This window comes from Nocardia sp. NPDC050710, assembly GCF_040654375.1.
Taxonomy (GTDB): domain Bacteria; phylum Actinomycetota; class Actinomycetes; order Mycobacteriales; family Mycobacteriaceae; genus Nocardia.
The window spans coordinates 450,189-468,803 of record NZ_JBFAHV010000002.1 but is presented as its reverse complement, the minus strand read 5'-3'; the positions used below and the strand labels follow the sequence as shown (position 1 = coordinate 468,803).

19 protein-coding genes are annotated in these 18,615 nt (G+C 67.5%); 8 read left to right on the top strand and 11 right to left on the bottom strand.

The window, feature by feature from the left end; translation table 11 throughout:
* Nucleotides 1–243 precede the first annotated feature (243 nt).
* The 4 genes from AB0H61_RS07885 to AB0H61_RS07870 form a co-directional block, all read right to left on the bottom strand.
* A complete protein-coding gene (locus tag AB0H61_RS07885) occupies nucleotides 244–1,404 on the bottom strand; it encodes an acyl-CoA dehydrogenase (protein ID WP_357300569.1) in 1,161 nt (386 codons plus the stop codon).
* A 155-nt stretch (nucleotides 1,405–1,559) separates the two neighbouring features.
* Nucleotides 1,560–2,228, bottom strand: a complete 669-nt coding sequence (locus tag AB0H61_RS07880; RefSeq protein ID WP_357300568.1) for a TetR family transcriptional regulator — start codon at nucleotides 2,226–2,228, stop codon at nucleotides 1,560–1,562.
* A 93-nt stretch (nucleotides 2,229–2,321) separates the two neighbouring features.
* Entirely contained in the window at nucleotides 2,322–2,822 is a 501-nt protein-coding gene (gene purE / locus AB0H61_RS07875) for a 5-(carboxyamino)imidazole ribonucleotide mutase (RefSeq protein WP_357300567.1), read from the bottom strand.
* Complete coding sequence (locus AB0H61_RS07870; RefSeq protein WP_357300601.1) at nucleotides 2,815–3,987, bottom strand: 5-(carboxyamino)imidazole ribonucleotide synthase; 1,173 nt, start codon at nucleotides 3,985–3,987, stop codon at nucleotides 2,815–2,817. Before AB0H61_RS07870 ends, purE begins: the two co-directional genes overlap by 8 nt.
* A gap of 167 nt (nucleotides 3,988–4,154) precedes the next feature.
* On the opposite strand from AB0H61_RS07870, the gene AB0H61_RS07865 reads away from it, so the two are divergent.
* The gene (locus AB0H61_RS07865; protein WP_357300566.1) at nucleotides 4,155–4,712 is read left to right on the top strand and encodes a GtrA family protein; all 558 of its coding nucleotides are present in this window, start codon (nucleotides 4,155–4,157) and stop codon (nucleotides 4,710–4,712) included.
* On the opposite strand, the gene AB0H61_RS07860 is transcribed toward AB0H61_RS07865, so the two are convergent.
* Genes AB0H61_RS07860 through AB0H61_RS07850 form a run of 3 tightly spaced genes read right to left on the bottom strand, consistent with a single transcriptional unit; the run spans nucleotide 4,709 to nucleotide 7,292 of the window.
* Nucleotides 4,709–6,019 carry a HAMP domain-containing sensor histidine kinase gene (locus AB0H61_RS07860; protein ID WP_357300565.1) on the bottom strand — a complete coding sequence of 437 codons (1,311 nt, stop codon included), beginning with the start codon at nucleotides 6,017–6,019 and terminating at the stop codon, nucleotides 4,709–4,711. The two genes, AB0H61_RS07865 and AB0H61_RS07860, sit on opposite strands and share 4 nt — an antisense overlap.
* A 1-nt stretch (nucleotide 6,020) precedes the next feature.
* Nucleotides 6,021–6,698 (bottom strand): response regulator transcription factor, encoded by a 678-nt coding sequence (locus AB0H61_RS07855; RefSeq protein WP_357300563.1) that lies wholly within the window; start codon nucleotides 6,696–6,698, stop codon nucleotides 6,021–6,023.
* 18 nt (nucleotides 6,699–6,716) lie between these two features.
* Nucleotides 6,717–7,292, bottom strand: coding sequence for a PH domain-containing protein (locus tag AB0H61_RS07850; RefSeq protein WP_357300562.1), 576 nt, complete (start codon nucleotides 7,290–7,292; stop codon nucleotides 6,717–6,719).
* Nucleotides 7,293–7,474: 182 nt separating this feature from the next.
* On the opposite strand from AB0H61_RS07850, the gene AB0H61_RS07845 reads away from it, so the two are divergent.
* Nucleotides 7,475–8,428, top strand: coding sequence for an acyl-ACP desaturase (locus AB0H61_RS07845; protein ID WP_357300599.1), 954 nt, complete (start codon nucleotides 7,475–7,477; stop codon nucleotides 8,426–8,428).
* Nucleotides 8,429–8,492: 64 nt separating this feature from the next.
* Here AB0H61_RS07845 and AB0H61_RS07840 read toward each other — a convergent pair whose 3' ends face one another.
* Together AB0H61_RS07840 and AB0H61_RS07835 are read right to left on the bottom strand one after the other, a co-directional pair.
* Nucleotides 8,493–9,317 carry a biotin--[acetyl-CoA-carboxylase] ligase gene (locus tag AB0H61_RS07840; RefSeq protein ID WP_357300560.1) on the bottom strand — a complete coding sequence of 275 codons (825 nt, stop codon included), beginning with the start codon at nucleotides 9,315–9,317 and terminating at the stop codon, nucleotides 8,493–8,495.
* 43 nt (nucleotides 9,318–9,360) lie between these two features.
* Nucleotides 9,361–9,555, bottom strand: coding sequence for a hypothetical protein (locus AB0H61_RS07835; protein ID WP_357300559.1), 195 nt, complete (start codon nucleotides 9,553–9,555; stop codon nucleotides 9,361–9,363).
* A gap of 263 nt (nucleotides 9,556–9,818) precedes the next feature.
* On the opposite strand from AB0H61_RS07835, the gene AB0H61_RS07830 reads away from it, so the two are divergent.
* The 3 genes from AB0H61_RS07830 to AB0H61_RS07820 all read left to right on the top strand — a co-directional run bounded on the left by AB0H61_RS07830 (nucleotide 9,819) and on the right by AB0H61_RS07820 (nucleotide 12,576).
* A complete protein-coding gene (locus AB0H61_RS07830; RefSeq protein WP_357300557.1) occupies nucleotides 9,819–11,459 on the top strand; it encodes an acyl-CoA carboxylase subunit beta in 1,641 nt (546 codons plus the stop codon).
* A gap of 153 nt (nucleotides 11,460–11,612) precedes the next feature.
* Nucleotides 11,613–11,939 carry an acyl-CoA carboxylase subunit epsilon gene (locus AB0H61_RS07825; RefSeq protein ID WP_357300556.1) on the top strand — a complete coding sequence of 109 codons (327 nt, stop codon included), beginning with the start codon at nucleotides 11,613–11,615 and terminating at the stop codon, nucleotides 11,937–11,939.
* Between the two features lies 1 nt (nucleotide 11,940).
* Complete coding sequence (locus AB0H61_RS07820) at nucleotides 11,941–12,576, top strand: nucleoside triphosphate pyrophosphatase (protein ID WP_357300554.1); 636 nt, start codon at nucleotides 11,941–11,943, stop codon at nucleotides 12,574–12,576.
* Here AB0H61_RS07820 and AB0H61_RS07815 read toward each other — a convergent pair.
* Nucleotides 12,502–13,299, bottom strand: a complete 798-nt coding sequence (locus AB0H61_RS07815; protein ID WP_357300553.1) for a transcriptional regulator — start codon at nucleotides 13,297–13,299, stop codon at nucleotides 12,502–12,504. The two genes, AB0H61_RS07820 and AB0H61_RS07815, sit on opposite strands and share 75 nt — an antisense overlap.
* Before the next feature lie 166 nt (nucleotides 13,300–13,465).
* Here AB0H61_RS07815 and AB0H61_RS07810 point away from each other — a divergent pair, with 166 nt between their 5' ends.
* From AB0H61_RS07810 to AB0H61_RS07800, 3 genes are all read left to right on the top strand, one after another.
* The gene (locus tag AB0H61_RS07810) at nucleotides 13,466–14,380 is read left to right on the top strand and encodes a sulfurtransferase (RefSeq protein ID WP_357300551.1); all 915 of its coding nucleotides are present in this window, start codon (nucleotides 13,466–13,468) and stop codon (nucleotides 14,378–14,380) included.
* 205 nt (nucleotides 14,381–14,585) lie between these two features.
* Complete coding sequence (locus AB0H61_RS07805) at nucleotides 14,586–16,391, top strand: acetyl/propionyl/methylcrotonyl-CoA carboxylase subunit alpha (protein WP_357300549.1); 1,806 nt, start codon at nucleotides 14,586–14,588, stop codon at nucleotides 16,389–16,391.
* A 142-nt stretch (nucleotides 16,392–16,533) separates the two neighbouring features.
* Nucleotides 16,534–17,472, top strand: coding sequence for a patatin family protein (locus AB0H61_RS07800; RefSeq protein WP_357300547.1), 939 nt, complete (start codon nucleotides 16,534–16,536; stop codon nucleotides 17,470–17,472).
* 207 nt (nucleotides 17,473–17,679) lie between these two features.
* Here the strand turns inward: AB0H61_RS07800 and AB0H61_RS07795 are convergent, their stop codons facing one another.
* Nucleotides 17,680–18,264: a DUF4352 domain-containing protein gene (locus AB0H61_RS07795; RefSeq protein WP_357300546.1), complete on the bottom strand. Its 585-nt coding sequence runs from the start codon at nucleotides 18,262–18,264 to the stop codon at nucleotides 17,680–17,682.
* Between the last annotated feature and the right edge of the window lie 351 nt (nucleotides 18,265–18,615).

Below are 18,615 nucleotides of genomic sequence, written 5' to 3'. Positions count from 1 at the left end.
CCACGGTCCTACGCGAGCTGAGCGAATCGGTGACGATGTACAGCTGGGCGGAGTCCGGTTTCTGGATCAGCGCATTCGAGCACCTCGAGGACGAGTATGGGGTGGCCTGAAAGCGAGATACTCACCGCCACAGCGACAGGCGATCGACCGGATGTTCGGGCGACGACCTGATCTCGCTGACGGCCTGGAGACGGCCTGGAGATGCAGATGCGTCGATTCCCGAACATCCGGCGATCTACCGAATTAGCCCCTGAGCAGCGCGCGGGACATGACGACGCGCTGGATCTGGTTGGTGCCCTCGTAGATCTGGGTGATCTTGGCGTCGCGCATCATGCGCTCCACTGGGAAATCGGTGGTGTAGCCGGCGCCGCCGAAGAGCTGGACGGCGTTGGTGGTGACCTCCATGGCCACATCGGAGGCGAAGCACTTGGCGGCGGCCGAGATGAATCCGAGATTCTTCTCACCGCGCTCGGCGCGGGCGGCCGAGGTGTAGACCATCAGACGCGCGGCCTCGATCTTCATCGCCATATCCGCCAGCATGAACTGGGTGTTCTGGAAGTCGGCGATCGCGGTGCCGAACTGCTTGCGGTCCTTGGTGTAGGCGATGGCCGCGTCCAGCGCGCCCTGGGCCAGGCCGACCGCCTGCGCACCGATGGTGGGGCGGGTGTGGTCCAGGGTCTGCAGGGCGGTCTTGAAGCCGGTGCCCGGCTCGCCGATGATGCGGTCGCCCGGCACCCGGCAGTTCTCGAAGTACAGCTCCGCGGTGGGCGAGCCCTTGATGCCGAGCTTGTGCTCCAGCGGGCCGACGACGAAGCCCTCGTCATCCTTGTGCACCATGAACGCGGAGATGCCGTTGGCGCCCTTCTCCGGGTCGGTCACCGCCATCACGGTGTACCAGGAGGACTTGCCGCCATTGGTGATCCAACACTTCGAACCGTTGATGACCCAGTCATCGCCGTCCTGGCGCGCGCGGGTGCGCATGCCGGCCGCGTCGGAGCCCGCCTCACGCTCGGAGAGCGCATAGGAGGCCATCTCGCCGTTGACGATATCCGGCAGCACCTTCTGCTTGAGCTCCTCGGAGCCGTTCAGGATCAGGCCCATGGTGCCGAGCTTGTTGACCGCGGGGATCAGCGAGGAGGAACCGCAGACGCGCGCGACCTCTTCGATCACGATGCAGGTGGCGACGGAGTCGGCGCCCTGGCCGCCGTAGGCCTCGGGCACGTGCACGGCATTGAAGCCCGCGGCGTTCAGCGCGGTCAGCGCCTCCTGCGGGAAGCGGGCGTTACCGTCGACATCCTTGGCGTGCGGGGCGATCTCCTTCTCCGCCAACCCGCGGATGGCCGCCCGCAGTTCGTCGTGGAAGTCCTCGAGCTTGAACAGGTCGAAATTCGGATTTCCCGCCATGGGGGGCACACTCCTGATTTGTCGGTCGATCGCTGCGGTCCGCAGAAATATCCATGTCGGCACCCAGTGCCAGATCATGACCGATTATACGCTCTGCCTCAGGCATCACGTGGGGATACTTCGTGGCACTCAGTGTCAGCTAGCGCACTATTCGGCTAGTCCAGACTACCGAGCTTGCGGGCGAGCAGATCGGCGACCCGGCGCGAGGGCATATCCCGGGGGAATACGGCAACCACCAGGTCATCCGCGCCACGCGCCGCACCGGGCCAGCGCGGGATCGCCGCCAACTCGAGCCGCAGATCCGCCGCGCCCGCATCCGATTCCCCACGCACCATGCGCCGCAGCAGATAGTTGTGCGTCGCCGTCACCGCCGCCGTGAACTGCACCCGCGCCAGATCCGGCACCTCGGGCAGCCGCTCTCGCAGATAGTCGGTGAACAACCGCTCGTACCGGAACACCGTGACGATCTCGCGCTCGCGCAACGCGGGCACCCGCCGCACCACCCGATATCGGCGCCCCGCGATCTCACGCCACTGGGTGAACCGCTCGAACACCTGCACCACGGCCGCGCAGACCGCCTCCCACGGATCCCCTTGCGCCCCGGCCAAATACGCGGCCGCCTGAGTCAGCTGCGACTCATGATCGGCGAAGATCACATCCTCTTTCGACCGGAACTGCCGGAAGAACGTTCGCCGGGAGATCCCCGCCGCTTCCGCGATCTCGTCGACGGTCGTCGCCTCGTACCCCTTCTCGGCGAATAGCAGCAGTGCTTGATCCACGACAGTGAGCCGGAACCGAGCCGCGTCATCAGAATCGTTGGCCACCCGCCCACCGTAGTGCGACCGGCTCACCGGAGAATCCGGCGACCCGGCCGCTCGGGTGCCCCGTCCACGCGGCGGCGCGGCACCGGGCAATCCCTAACCCAGCAGCTTGGCGCGCAGGGCTTCGTCCTTCTGCAGAACCATGGATTCGAGACCGGCCTGGAACTGTTCCATGCGGGCACGCAGGTCGGAATCGCTCGCGCCGAGAATGCGGGCGGCGAGCAGGCCCGCATTGCGGGCGCCGCCGATGGAGACCGTAGCAACCGGCACCCCGGCGGGCATCTGGACGATGGACAGCAGCGAGTCCATGCCGTCGAGATACTTCAACGGGACGGGAACGCCGATGACCGGCAGAGCGGTCGCGGAGGCGACCATGCCGGGCAGATGCGCGGCACCGCCCGCACCCGCGATGATGACCTTCAGGCCACGGCCCGCGGCGTCGCGGGCGTAGTCGAGCATGCGCTGCGGGGTGCGGTGCGCCGAGACGACGCCGACCTCGAAGCGAATGCCGAACTCCGCCAAGGCTTCCGCGGCCGCTTCCATGGTGGGCCAGTCGGAGTCACTGCCCATGATCAGGCCAACAAGCGGATTACTCATGGGGATCCCATCCGTCGGTCCATACCGCGTGCGACATCCAGTGCGCCGCACGCTCTGCCTGCTCCCGCACCACCGCGACATCCTCGCCGAGCACGTTGATGTGCCCGATCTTGCGGTCCTTGCGTTCGCCCTTGCCGTACATATGCACCTTCGCCTGCGGCAAGCGGGCGAACAGGTGGTGCAGGCGCTCGTCCATCGACATCGCCGGAGCCTCGGGCGCACCGAGGATATTCGCCATCACGGTGACCGGCGCAAGCGGCGTGGTGTCGCCGAGCGGATAGTCCAGTACCGCGCGCAGATGCTGCTCGAACTGACCGGTGCGGGCGCCGTCCATACCCCAGTGCCCGGAGTTGTGCGGGCGCATGGCGAGCTCGTTGACCAGCAGCGCGCCGTCGCGGGTCTCGAACAGCTCCACCGCCATCACACCGACGACACCCAATTCCCGCGCGAGGTTCAAGGCCATCGTCTCGGCCGCGGCGCCCAGCTGCTCGGACAGCTCCGGTGCGGGCGCGATGACCACCGCGCACTGCCCATTGCGCTGCACCGTCTCCACCACCGGCCAGGTCGCGGCCTGACCATAGGGCGAGCGGGCCACCATCGCGGACAGCTCGCGCTTCAAATCCACCTTCGCCTCGGCCAGTAGCCGCACCCCGTGCGCCAGCTGATCCGCGACGATGGCCTCGGCCTCGGCGGCGGTCGCGGGCATCCAGACGCCGCGACCGTCGTAGCCGCCGCGCACCGCCTTGAGCACGACGGGCCAGCCGTATTCCTCGCCGAAACGCACCGCGTCGGCGGGCGCGGTGACCGGTGTGAAGGCCGGTACCGGGAGACCCAGTTCGGCGAGCTTGGTGCGCATGGCGAGTTTGTCCTGGGCGAAGACCAGTGCTCCCGGCGGCGGCTGCACGTTCACACCCTCGGCGACCAGCGCCTCCAGATGTTCGGTCGGCACATGCTCGTGGTCGAAGGTCAGCGCATGCGAACCGACGGCGGCCTTGCGCAGCGCGGTCAGATCGGTGTGGCTCCCGAGCACCACGTCCGGGCTCACCTGGGCGGCCGGGTCGTCGGGACTCTCGGCGAGCACCCGCAGCCGCTGGCCGAGCGCGATCGCGGCCTGATGCGTCATCCGCGCGAGCTGGCCGCCACCGATCATGGTGACGGTGGGCATCGCGGACGGATCGAAGGAACGGTGTCTCATGACTCCACCCCGCTGACGCTCGGCTCCGTCGCGCCACACATGTGTGCTGTGTCGATGGTTCGCTCGCTTCGCTTCCTCACGTCGTGCCATCTTGTCATGTCGGGTGGCAATGATCGGTACCGGTACACTCGGCGCTTGTGTCATTCGTCGACGACGTGGTCAGCGTCCTCCCCCAACCTCTGCGGGAGATCGCCTACCGCCACCACGAATTGATCAAGTTCGCCATCGTCGGCGCAACGACCTTCGTGATCGATAGCGGCATCTTCTACGCCCTGAAGTGGACGGTCCTCTCCGAGAAGCCGGTCACCGCGAAGATCATCTCCGGCGTCATCGCCGTCATCGCCTCCTACATCCTGAACCGCGAATGGTCGTTCAAGAATCGCGGCGGCCGCGAGAAGCATCACGAGGCGCTGCTCTTCTTCGGCGTCAGCGGCGGCGGCGTGATCCTGAGCAATATTCCGCTGTGGATCTCCAGCTATGTGCTCGATCTGCGCCAGCCCGATGTGAGCTTCACCGTCGAGAACATCGCGGACTTCGTCAGCGCCTTCGTCATCGGCAATCTGCTCCAGATGGCATTCCGGTTCTGGGCGATGCGACGCTGGGTCTTCCCCGATGAGATCAACGAGATCGTCGAGGAGTTCGAGGAACTACTCGACGAAGAGCATCTCGAGGAAAAGCAGCTCGGCCACAGCTAACGTGGTTCGGTGACCGGGCCGACGCCCGGCCGGTTCGGCGGGGAGGCGCCGAGGAATACCGCGAACAGCGCGGGCCTGCGCCGTTGCAGCTCCAGCCTGCCGCCGTCGGCCTCGATCAGCGCCCTGGCCAGCGCCAGTCCGACACCCGTCGAACCACCGGCGGAGAACCCGCGGTCGAAGATATGCGGCGCGAGCTCGTCACGCACACCGTCGCCCTCATCGGCCACCTCGACGCAGACCAGCGGCTCCCTGGCATTGCCGGGACGCACCGTGCGCACCGACACCGTGCAGGTGCCGCCACCGTGCATGAGCGCATTGTCGACCAGTACCGCGACCGCCTCGCGCAGCCGGGATGCGGTGATCGGGGCCCGCAGCTCCTGATCGCCGGTCAGCACCAACATCCGCCCCGCCTCGGTGAACGGATGGGTCCATTCGTCGACGACACCGCGCAACTCCTCCATCACCGGGATCGGATCGCGATCGGCGGCATCCTCGTCCCGTGAGGCGCGCACCAGATCATCGATCGCCTCGGTCAGCCGGTCGACCTGGGCCATCGCCTCCTCGGCCTCGTGCACCACCTCCGGATCCGAGTGCGCCGACAGCTCGTCCAGTCGCAACCGCACCGCCGTCAGCCGACTGCGCAGCTGATGTGAGACGTCGGCCACCAGCGCGTGCTCGCGCTGCAACCGGCCCGCGATCTCCACCGTTGCCGAGTCGAGCACGTCGGAGACCCGGTCCAGTTCGGAAATGCCGTGCCGGCGCGGATCGGGCCGGAAGTCACCCATGGCCAGCCGCGCGGCCCTGGCCGCCACATCGCGCAGCGGATCGGCGACCCGGCGCGCGGTGACCACCGCGACCGTCACCGCGGCGCCGAGCGACGCCAGGACGGCAAATGCCACCACCGCCACGGCCTGGCGCTGCATGGCGTGCATCGGGCGGGAAGGCACCTCCAGCCGCAAGGACCCCGAGGTGCCCATGGACAGCGATTCCACCAGCGGATCCACCACCTCGGTCGCACCGATATCGAGGCGCGAGGCATTGTCCTGCGGGCTGGGATAGACGATGGTGAGCCTGCCGTCCTTCGGAACCAGCGGACGCACCGACCGGGTATCGAGGCCGCCGTGCACCATGCCGTCGGCGTGCTCCTGACCGATGACCTCCATGGCGATCCGGTCCAGCCTGCTCTGCAGGTCGTTGCGGGTGATGTCCTCCACCCAGAGCCAGGCGGTGTAGATGAGCGGCACGCCGAGCACCACCGTGGTGAGGGTCAACACGGTGAGCATGGACCGCAGAATTCTGCGTCGCACGTCAGTCCGTGTTCAGCCGGAATCCGACACCGCGCACGGTGACGATGCGGCGCTCCGCCATCGGGCCCTCGTCGCCGATCTTGCGACGCAGCCAGGACATGTGCATATCCAGGGTTTTGGAGCCGCGCAGTTCGGCGTCGCCCCACACCTCGCGCAGGATGGTCTCGCGCGGCACCACCTGACCGGCCCGGTCGATGAGCACCTTGAGCAGTTCGTATTCCTTATTGGCCAGGCCGACCTCGACGCCATTGACCAGCACCCGGCGCGCGGCAGGCTCGAGCCGGATGCCGCCGACCTCGACCGCCTCGTCGCCGATTCCGCTGCGGCGCAGCAGCGCCCGCACCCGCGCCAGCAACTCGGCGAGCCGGAACGGCTTGCCGACATAGTCGTCGGCGCCCGCGTCGAGGCCGACAACGAAGTCCACCTCGTCGGTGCGCGCGGTGAGCATCAGCACGGCCAGGTCGGCGCCGCGCGCCCGGACCTGGCGGCACACCTCCAACCCGTCCATGCCCGGCAGACCCAGGTCGAGAATGAGCAGATCGTGATTACCCTCGAGGGCACGGCGCAGTACGGCGGGGCCGAAGCTCTCGATGGTAACGGAATAGCCCTCCCGCCCCAGTGCCCGCGAGAGCGGCGCGGCGATGGCCTCGTCGTCTTCGGCCAGGAGTACGGCGGTCATGTGCTCAGATTACGGATCTCATCGGTAATCGCCGTCCGGCGACCGGTAACCGCCGCCCGAACGGCCGTAGCCGCGGTCGCGCGATCCGCCGTTCTGGCCGCGCTCCACCTCGAACACCTGGTGGTACAGCAGGGCGTGCACCTTCTGCACGGCCGGGATGTCGTCGTATTCCAGCGGCTCGTCCGAGGAGGAACCGATGATCAGGGTGCCGGTGCCGAGCATCCGATCGAACAGCCCGTGCCGGAACTGCACGCTGGAGATGCGGTTCATCGGGATGTCGATGCCGGAATGTGTCAAGACCCCCTGACGCACCAGCACGCGCCGCTCGGTCACGATGAAATGGGTCGACTTCCAACCCAGAACCGGTGCGACACAACGCCATCCGAGAACGGCCAGCCACAGCGCCAGCACCACGAGCAGCAGGATCGACCGGGTGCCGCCCTCGGTGGTGCGATAGACGAATCCCCCCGCGAAACCGGCGAGCGCCGTCGCGACCAGCAGTGTCACCGCGGGCCAGAACAGCATTTTCCAATGCGGATGGCGATGGAGTATCAATTGCTCGTCCGGTGCGAGCACATCCTCCGGGTAACCCATGCCGGGAACCCTACCGCGTGAAGATGCCGGAAGGCCTGACACCGAACCCCGGCGTGCTGCACAATTTTCAGCCTACGATGGTGGATTCGTCCTGCCCTGTCGTAAATGCGCACGACTCAGTTCCGACCTGCTCGAACGCTTGATTCGAACCGATGATGTCGAAGACGACCGTGGAGGCGCGTGTGACCAAGGATCTGACTCAGCTGGAAATCCTCTCCGAACTCGAGCCGGTGGCCGAACAGAATCTGAACCGGCACCTGTCGATGGCCAAGGAGTGGCACCCGCACGACTACGTGCCGTGGGACGAGGGCCGCAACTTCGCGGCCATGGGCGGGCAGGACTGGGATCCGGAGCAGTCCAAGCTGAGCGAGATCGCCAAGGTCGCGATGATCACCAATCTGCTCACCGAGGACAACCTGCCCTCCTATCACCGCGAGATCTCCGAGCACTTCTCGCGGGACGGCGCCTGGGGCACCTGGGTGGGCCGCTGGACCGCCGAGGAGAACCGGCACGGCATCGTGATGCGCGACTATCTGGTCGTCACCCGCGGGGTGGATCCGGTTGCGCTGGAACAGGCCAGGATGATCCACATGACCAACGGCGTGCAGGCGCCGGAGTATTGGGGCGGGTTCCTGGTGAACGTCGCTTACGTGACATTCCAGGAGCTGGCGACCCGGGTGAGTCACCGCAATACCGGCCGGGTCTGCGACGACCCCATCGCCGACCGCATGCTGCAACGCATCGCCGCCGACGAGAACCTGCACATGATCTTCTACCGCAACCTCTGCGGCGCCGCCCTCGACCTGGTACCCGACCAGGCCGTATTCGCGATCACCAGCGTGCTCACGAATTTCGCCATGCCCGGCGCGGGTATGCCCAACTTCCGCCGCAACGGCGTGCTGATGGCCAAGCACGGCATTTACGACCTGCGCCAGCACCTCGAGGAAGTGGTGCAGCCGGTACTCAAGAAGTGGAATATCTTCGAGCGCAACGATTTGGGGCCACGCGGCGAACATGCCCGCGAACATCTCGGCACATTCCTGGAGAAGCTCGGCCGGGATGTCGTCAAGTTCGAGGAGCAGCGCGATCGCTCATTCGCCAGGCAGGCCGCGAAAGGCGACCTGCAGCCCGCCTGAATCCGGTGAGCCCGCACCCCATTCGGGTGCGGGCACGCAACCCGGTGGGACCGCGTAATCGAATTCAGTATTGGGCGCGCAGGTGGGTGACGTCACCGGCCGAGACGGCGCGGTCGCCGATCAGCAGGCGGCCGTTGCCGTCGATACCGGTGGCAACGCCGGTGAGGGTTTCGCCGCCCGGTAATTCGGCGCGCACCTCGGCGCCGATCGTCGCGCAGCGCGCACGGTAGGCGGCGGCCAGCTCGTCGGTGGACCAGTCGGCGGCGCTCCACGCCGTGAAATGACGGGCGAATTCGGTCAGCAGCGACAGCGCGAGATCGGTGCGGTCGATATCGGGCACACCGGCCAGCGCCAGCGAAATGGCGTGCGGCACCGGCAGTTCCGACTCGGTGAGGCTGACGTTCAGCCCGACGCCGATTACCACGGCGGGCGTGTCGCCGCTGGATGCGACCTCGGCCAGGATGCCCGCGACCTTGCGGTCGCCGAGCAGCACGTCGTTCGGCCATTTGAGGTTCGCCTCCACATCCGCCGTCGCGCGCAGCGCATCCACCACGGCCACCCCGGTGAGCAGCGGCAGCCAGCCGAGCACCGCGGGATCGATTCCGCGCAGCCGTACCAGCAGCGACATCGCGATCTGGGCCCGCGGCGGGCTGACCCAGGTCCGCGCGTGCCGCCCGCGACCGGCTCGCTGCTCCTCGGCGATGAGGACGCTGTGGTCGATGTCGGGCTGCGCGGCCCTGGCGACCAGGTCGGCATTGGTCGACCCGGTCGACTCCACCACATCGAGATGGGTGAAGAACGACAGCGCGGGCGATGCGGCGAGGGCGCGCCGCAACCGCTCGGCATCCAGCGGCGGCCGTTGCGTGGAATCCAACGATGGCGTGGTCACACGGGCAGGCTACTCGGCGCAGCCCGTGTGACCACCGGACGATTCACCCGGCGAGGTCGAACTCCGACATGGGAATCGCTACCTCGGCACCCCAGTCCGCATCGACTTCGGAATCGGATTCGGAATCGGTCTCCCAGTATTCCGGGTCGAGCACGGTCGGCCCGGTCTCGACGGTCTGCCAGCTCGTCCACGCCGCGGCGGCGGCATGTTCGGCGACTCTTCTACCCCACTCCCACATTGTCCGACTCCTCCCCGAGAGCTGAAAATTGGACGTGCTCAGGGTATCTGGGCTCCCACCGCGCTCGCCATCGAATTTCCGGCGGGAGAACGCCCGGTCGTCCGGCGGATATATTGTGGGACCACACAATATTCTGCGTCGAGCGACCAGGAACTTTTCCCGCGCAAACCCGGCCGGAACATGATCTAGCTGCAGTTTTTCTACTGACGGGTAGCCCCTACTCGGTTAGAGAGACCGACTGGCACTGGTTACACTCCGAAGCCATGACGAGTGTCCAGCAGCAGCCCGCATCAGGTCCGGCGGGCTCCCCCGATATCCACACCACCGCCGGGAAGCTGGCTGACCTGCGGAATCGGCTGCAAGAGGCACAGCACCCGATGGGTGAGGCCGCAGTCGACAAGGTGCACTCCAAGGGCAAGATGACCGCCCGCGAGCGCATCCTGGCCCTGCTCGACGAGGGTTCCTTCGTCGAACTCGACGCGCTTGCCCGGCACCGATCGGTGAACTTCGGCCTGGAGAACAACCGTCCCCTCGGCGACGGCGTGGTCACCGGCTACGGCACCATCGACGGTCGCGATGTCTGCATTTTCAGCCAGGACGTCACCGTCTTCGGCGGCAGCCTCGGCGAGGTCTACGGCGAGAAGATCGTCAAGGTCATGGACCTGGCGCTCAAGACCGGCCGCCCGCTGATCGGCATCAACGAGGGCGCGGGCGCGCGTATCCAGGAGGGCGTCGTCTCCCTCGGCCTGTACGGCGAGATCTTCCACCGCAATATCCAGGCCTCCGGCGTGATCCCGCAGATCTCGCTGATCATGGGCCCGGCCGCCGGTGGTCACGTCTACTCCCCCGCGCTCACCGACTTCGTGGTGATGGTCGACGGCACCAGCCAGATGTTCGTCACCGGTCCAGACGTCATCAAGACGGTCACCGGCGAGGACGTCACCATGGAGGATCTGGGTGGCGCGCACACCCACATGACCAAATCCGGCGTGGCGCACTACGTCGCCTCCGGCGAGCAGGATGCGCTCGACTACGTCAAGGATCTGCTCTCCTACCTGCCGAGCAACAACCGCGCCGAGGCCCCGCGCTTCCCCGCGACCGATCCGATCACCGGCGCCATCGAGGAATCCCTCACCGATGAGGATCTCGAGCTGGACACGATCATCCCGGACTCGCCGAACCAGCCTTACGACATGCACGAGGTCATCCGGCGCCTGCTCGACGACGACGAGTTCCTCGAGGTGCAGGCCGAGCGCGCGATGAACATCATCGTCGGCTTCGGTCGCGTCGACGGCCGCAGCGTCGGCATCGTCGCCAACCAGCCGACCCAGTTCGCGGGCTGCCTGGATATCGACGCCTCGGAGAAGGCCGCGCGCTTCGTGCGCACCTGCGACGCCTTCAACATTCCGATCATCACCCTGGTCGATGTGCCCGGCTTCCTGCCCGGCACCGGCCAGGAGTACAACGGCATCATCCGGCGCGGCGCGAAACTGCTCTACGCCTACGGCGAGGCCACTGTGGGCAAGATCACGATCATCACCCGCAAGGCCTACGGCGGCGCCTACGACGTCATGGGTTCCAAGCATATGGGCGCCGATGTGAACCTGGCCTGGCCGACCGCCCAGATCGCCGTCATGGGCGCCTCCGGAGCCGTCGGATTCGTCTACCGCAAGCAGTTGCAGCAGGCCGCGAAGGATGGCAACGACGTCGATGCGCTGCGCCTCGAGCTGCAGAACGAGTACGAGGACACCTTGGTGAACCCGTACGTCGCCGCCGAGCGCGGCTATGTGGACGCGGTCATCCCGCCCTCGCACACCCGTGGCCAGATCGTGTCGGCGCTGCGACTGCTCGAACGCAAGATGGTGACCCTTCCGCCGAAGAAGCACGGCAACATCCCGCTGTGATTCCGCGATACCCTCGGTAGGCCGCGCACACTGGTTGCAGAGACGCAATGAGTGGATCCGAGGATGATTATCGCGTCATCCACATGACATCGAGTAGGGGCGCCGGCCCGTAGGGGTAGACGCCCGATCGAGGTAGAGAGAGGATCTGGCACTGTGACGACCGTGGCAGAAGAAGATGTGTTGACCGCCGTTGAATTGGATCTCACAGTCGATCCGATCGCGGCCGAGGTCGTGGTGGTCGCGGATCCGACCGCACCGATCGCGGACGCGGGCGAGCAGCCGTTCATTCGCATCGTCAAGGGAGCGCCATCCGACGTGGAGATCGCGGCGATCGTCTGCGTGCTGACCGCGGCCGCGAACAGCGCCGAGGCGGCCGGTCGGTCCGGCCCGGTAGACGGGTGGGGCCGCCCGACGCAGATGCACCGCGGTACCTCACCGTTCTCGCCGTACGCCTTCCCGCAGCTGTCCCACCTGCGCTGACGTGACGACGCTGATTCTCGCGTCGGCGTCCCCCGCGCGCCGGGAGGTACTCCGTTCGGCGGGCGTGGATCCCATCGTGCGAGTGTCGGACGTCGACGAAGATGCCGTGGCCGCGGCCCTGCCCGCCGACACCGAACCCCAGGTGGTCGTTGTCGAGCTGGCCAGGGCCAAGGCCGAGTCGGTGGCCGCCGGGCTCGGCGCACTCGGTGCCGATTGCGTTGTGGTCGGCTGCGATTCGATGCTCCTGGTGGACGGCGAGCTCCAGGGCAAGCCGCACACCCCCGAGGTGGCGCGGACCCGCTGGGCCGAGATGGCCGGGCGCAGCGCCGATCTGATCACCGGACACTGCGTGCTGCGGATGCGGGACGGCCGGATCGTCGGATCATCGGTCGATTGCAGTTCCACCACCGTGCATTTCGCCAAGCCGGAACCAGAGGAACTGGACGCCTACATCGCCACCGGGGAGCCGCTGCAAGTCGCGGGCGCGTTCACACTGGACGGCCGGGGCGGTTGGTTCGTCGATCGGATCGATGGCGATCCGTCGAGCGTCATCGGGATCGGTCTACCACTGCTGCGCCGACTGCTTGGCGACGTTGGGGTCGGCATTGCGCAGCTGTGGAGCCACTCGGCCGGCTAACGGCGGCGCCAGCGCCGGCTCGCCCCCCGCGGCCTGATCGGCCCCGGCCGGCACCGAGGCCACCTCGCGATTGTCCTGGGCCCGGCGCTGGCCGCTGAGCTCCAGCCGCGCGACGCACAGTTCCGGATCCACGAACGGGTGCAGGCGGACATTCACCTCGCCGCGCGCACCGTTGCGGTCCAGCACTTCCTTGATCAATCCCAGATGTACGCCACAGACCACCTCGGAATGGGTGCGGGCCAGTTCGCGCAACGGGCAGGCGGTCATCCGGATCAGCACCTGCTCATCGGTTTCGGCCGCTTGGTCGCGTTCGGGCGCGAAACCGAGCTCCGAGAGCAGGGTCATGGCGACGTCCTTGGCGTCCTCCAGCGATTCGACGGCGTGGTCGCCCGCGTCCAGCTTGGCGCCCCAGGTGCGTCCGGCGGTGATGGCCGCCTCCGAGCGGCGGCGTGGGTCGGGGCCCAGTTGATCGGCCAGCACCTGCGCCAGTTCTTGGTAACCGACGGATCGCTGGACCGCGCTATAACCTATGCGCGGACGACCGCGACCGCGCGGTGGCTGCTGGAATTGCCGGACCAGGGATTCCTTGGTGAGTACGTCGAGATGGAATCGCACCGTGGTGACGTGCTGTCCGGTGATTCTGGCCAGTTCCTGGGCGTCGAGAGGCTCGCTGGCGCCACGTAGGATCGCGAGCAGTCGCCGCCGCGGCCAAGAATCGGACATAGCTCACCCCTCCTCCCGGGAGACTTTATCGGATGTAGGTGCGATTTATTCGCCCATTCAGCCGATTCGTGATCTGAAACGAGTTTCACTATCGCCTCACACCTACCATCGCTGTGAGACCCGAACCGCCGTTCCCACTGTCTACCTCGCGTGAAGGACCCACATCGTGCCCGCAGCTCCGGACCCTCATCCCTCCTTCGGTTCCTACGCACATCCTCACCGACTAGTAACCACAGAGTGGCTGTCGGCAAACATAGGCACGCCGGGCCTCAAGATCATCGAGTCCAACGAGGACATCTTGCTCTACGACATCGGACACGTCCCCGGCGCCATCAAGATCGACTGGCGCGGCGACCTGAACGATCCGGTCACGCGTGACTATATCGACGCCGCCCGATTCACCGAACTGATGCGTGCCAAAGGAATCGAGCGCGACGATACCGTGGTCATCTACGGCGACCGCGGCAACGCGCAGGCGGCACACGCACTCTGGCTGTTCACCCTGTTCGGACACGAGGATGTACGCCTGCTCGACGGCGGCCGCGAGGCATGGATCTCCGAGGAACGCGACACCACCTTCGAACCGCCCTATTCGAACCGCAGCGAATACCCGGCCGTGCGCCGCGACGACGGCACCGCGCGGGCGTTCCGCGACGACGTGCTGGCCCACATCGGCAAGCCGCTGGTGGATGTGCGCTCGCCGGAGGAGTATTCGGGCGAACTCACGCCCAAGCCGGACAATCCCGAGGACGCCGCGATGCGCGGCGGACACATCCCCACCGCGCTGAATATCCCGTGGACCCGGGCCGCCACCGCCGACGGCCGGTTCCGCTCACGCGCCGAATTGGATGAGATCTACGGCGATCTCACGGGCCGCGACGACCTGGTCGTCTACAGCCGGGTCGGCGAGCGGTCCAGCCACAGCTGGTTCGTGCTGACCTATCTACTCGGCTTCGGCACCGTGCGTAATTACGACGGGTCATGGACCGAATGGGGCAACTCGGTCCGGATGCCGATCGCCAAGGGGGATGCACCGGGCGAGGCGCCCGCGAGCGGATCCCGCCGCACCCGCGGCCGGTGACCGCGACCGCGCTCACTAGGGGTTCCCTCACAGAGGAGGCACCGGTGTGATCCGTGACCTACTGTTCAGTAGGGCTATCCGAGTTCGGCGTCTGTTGGCAGACTGCCTACACTCGCCCGAGACGTAAGTTGTCGACCACGGGAACGGAGCCTGCGCAGCCACCCACCCCCGCGAAGCGACCAAAGATTGCAACCCAGGAGGCTCAGTGCCCAGCCATGCCAGCGCGCGGATCACGAAGGTACTCGTAGCTAACCGAGGCGAGATCGCCGTGCGCGTGATCCGGGCGGCCAAGGATGCCGGAATCGGCAGCGTCGCGGTCTATGCGGAACCGGACGCCGAAGCCCCCTTTGTGAAACTCGCCGACGAGGCCTTCGCCTTGGGCGGCCAGACCTCGGCCGAGTCGTACCTCGTGTTCGACAAGATCCTCGATGCCGCCGCCAAGTCCGGCGCCGACGCGATCCACCCCGGCTATGGATTCCTCTCCGAGAACGCCGACTTCGCCCAGGCCGTCATCGACGCCGGGCTCATCTGGATCGGCCCCTCGCCGCAGTCCATTCGCGACCTGGGTGACAAGGTCACCGCGCGGCATATCGCCGAGCGGGCCAAGGCTCCGATGGCCGCGGGCACCAAGGATCCGGTGAAGAACGCCGACGAGGTCGTGGAATTCGCCAAGCAGTACGGCGTGCCGGTCGCCATCAAGGCCGCCTTCGGTGGCGGTGGCCGCGGCATGAAGGTCGCGCACTCGATCGAGGAGATCCCCGAACTGTTCGAGTCCGCAACCCGCGAGGCGATCGCCGCCTTCGGTCGTGGTGAGTGCTTCGTCGAGCAGTACCTGGACAAGGCCCGCCACGTCGAGGCGCAGGTCATCGCCGACCAGCACGGCAACGTGGTGGTCGCGGGCACCCGTGACTGCTCGCTGCAGCGCCGCTTCCAGAAGCTGGTCGAGGAGGCCCCCGCGCCGTTCCTCACCGACGACCAGCGCGCGCGCATCCACTCCTCCGCCAAGGCAATCTGCCGGGAAGCCCACTACTACGGTGCGGGCACCGTGGAATACCTGGTCCAGGGCGACACCGTGTCGTTCCTCGAGGTGAACACCCGCCTGCAGGTCGAGCACCCGGTCACCGAGGAGACCGCGGGCATCGACCTGGTGCGTCAGCAGTTCCTGATCGCCGAGGGCCACGAGCTGGAGATCACCGAGGACCCGACCCCGCGCGGACACTCCTTCGAGTTCCGCATCAACGGTGAGGACGCCGGTCGCGGCTTCCTGCCCGCGCCCGGCCCGGTCTCGGTATACAAGGAGCCGTCCGGCCCCGGTGTGCGCGTGGATTCCGGTGTGGTGCAGGGCAGCGTCATCGGCGGTCAGTTCGACTCGATGCTGGCCAAGCTGATCGTCACCGGCGCGAACCGCACCCAGGCGCTGGAACGCGCCCGGCGCGCGCTCGCCGAATTCGAGGTCGACGGTCTGGCCACGGTCATCCCGTTCCACCGCGCGATCGTCGAGGATCCGGCGTTCATCGGTGACGGCGAGAAGTTCGACGTTTACACCAAGTGGATCGAAACCGAGTGGACCAACAACATCGAGCCGTACAGCCCGGCCGGTGTCGCCGAAGACGAGGATGAGCACCTGCCCCGGCAGAAGGTCGTCGTCGAGGTCGGTGGGCGTCGCGTCGAGGTGTCGCTGCCCGGCAGCTTCTCCGTCGGCGGTGGCGCTGGCGCGTCCGTGAGCAATGGCGCCGGTGTGGTCCGCAAGAAGCCCAAGCCGCGCAAGCGCGGTGGCGCGGGCGCAGGCGCCGCGTCGGGTGACGCGGTCACCGCGCCGATGCAGGGCACCGTGGTAAAGGTCGCCGTCGAAGAGGGTCAGTCCGTCGAGGCGGGCGACCTGATCGTGGTGCTCGAGGCCATGAAGATGGAGAACCCGGTCAACGCGCACAAGGCGGGCGTGGTCACCGGCCTGTCGGTGGAGGCGGGCGCCGCCATCACCCAGGGCACGGTGCTGGCCGAGATCAAGTAGAGCCAACCGTATCGCCGGGAGCGGGCGCGGACATCGGAGTCCACGCCCGCTCTTGTCGTTTCACGGGCCGTGGTCATCGGGGCATTCGGGGTCGGCTCGATCCCGGTCGGCGGTTGTCGGATTCCTGTCGTATCGTGATCCGGTGACCAGCTCCTCGATCGAGCCGACCGTGGCGGAGGTGATCCGCGGACGTCGTGACTCGGCGAGCCGTGCCGACGGCCATCGATTGGCGCTAGTCATCGAGGGCGGCGGGAGCCGCGGGGTGTACGCGGGTGGAATGGTGCGGGCGCTCGAGGAAATGGGGCTCGGGACCGTCTTCGACGCGGTATACGGCACCTCGGCCGGCGCGTTGAACGGGGCCTGGTTCCTGTCCGGGCGGGTGGTGCCGGGGATGCGGACCTGGACCGATCCGGCCATCATGCGCACTACCGTCGACCCCGGCCGGATGCTGCGCGGGCGTCCCGCCTTCGACCTGCGCTACCTGGTCCACCAGGTGTACGACGGCATCGAGCCGATGGATTTCCCGGCCGTCCTGGCCAACCCCACCACCTTCCATCCCATCGCCACCGATATTTACACCGGGCACGCGGTGGATCTGCACCGCCACATCGTGGACAAGCCAACCCTGCAAACCGCGCTGCGCGCGTCGGCGGGCCTGCCGATCCTCGCGGGACCGCCCGTCCCCCTGGGCGATTCGCAGTACTTCGACGGTGGTCTCGCCGAATCGGTGCCGATCCGCATCGCCGTCCGCGACGGCGCCACCCACGCCCTTGTCCTGCGCACCCGCCGCGCCGACGAACAGCGCCCACCCGCGTCCCGCTTGCATCAGCTCGTGGGCGGCGGCTATCTGCGCCTGCGCGCCCCCGGCGCCTACCGCGCCTGGCTGGCCCGCGCCCACCAGCAGGCCGCCGAAGACCAGTTCATCGAGGGCCTGGGCGCCACCGCCCTGCAAATCCATCCGCCCGCGGGCTCCCCCGATATCGAGAGCGCCTCCCGCAACACCGACCTCCTCTCCGCCGCGTTGGAGATCGGCCGCCGCGCCACCCACGCCGCCCTCGCCACCACCGTCCGCGCCGCCTGAATTTCCCCGCGCGGATCACAATGAACCGTGCGGAGATTCGCGCCACCGCCGACCGACGCGGTCGGCACTGCCAGGCAGCGTCCAGCTCCTACAGGCAGCGGCGGACTCCGGCATGTTGGGATTCCGGACGCGGAGCGGCAGTTCTCGGTCGGCGTTCCCCCCCGAGGGCGGTATTGCTCAATTCGCCGGGAGCGGCGCGTGGGGTTGCTACGGCAAGCGGACCGAGACCCCGTTGGAGAGCAGGAAGTCGTGTAGTTCCAGGTGACTGGGGGTGGCATCGGGGGCGATGTCGAAAACCAGTTGGGTGGTGGCGGATTGGCCGGGGGTGAGTTCGAAGGAGTAGCCGTAGCCGTGGCGGACGGTCTGCCATGCGGTGGCGGTGGTGTCGTGGTCGACGCCGCGATTGTGGGTGTCGAAGAGCTTCTGGCCGAACGGGAGGAACCACTTCGGCTCGTCGGAGATATTGCGCACGGCGAGGGTCACGATGAGGTATGAACCCTGTGCGGATTGCAGGCCGACCCGCGAGATACCGGACTCGACGTCGGTCACCGCGAATTCGAACTTGCCGTCCCGCACCGGGGTGCGGGCGGGTGCGGGTGCCCAGGGCGGATCGTTCGGCGGCGGTTCCGGAGCGGGCTCGGGATTCTCCTCCGCGACCCAGGGCGGCCGCGTCGCCGTCGAGGCATCCGAGCCACCCGAGGTGCCCGCCGCGATGAGCGCGAAACAGCCCGCGGCGAAAGCGAAGGGCGCCAGGAAGATCACGACGAGGGCGCCGATCACCTTGGTCAGCACCCCACCCCCGCGCCGCCGCGGCATTGGACGGGGCGGCGGCACCATGGACGCCGGACCACGGGAGGGCCATCGCACCGCGCCGCCCGGACGCCGAACCGGCACGGGTCGTACCGGAACCGCCGCTCTGCGCAGATACCACCGCCTCCCCGGCTGCACCGGCGGCCGTCCCACCCCATATGAATTCGGCTGGTACCCAGGCACTCTCACCTGGGGCGGCGGATAGCTCGGTACCGGCACCACCGGTGCGGCGATCCGTGTCTCCACCCGGGTCGGCGCCGGACCCGGCTCCGGCAACACTTTCGTCGGCGTCGGAACGCGCCCTGACACCGCATCCGGCACCCGGCCGATCGT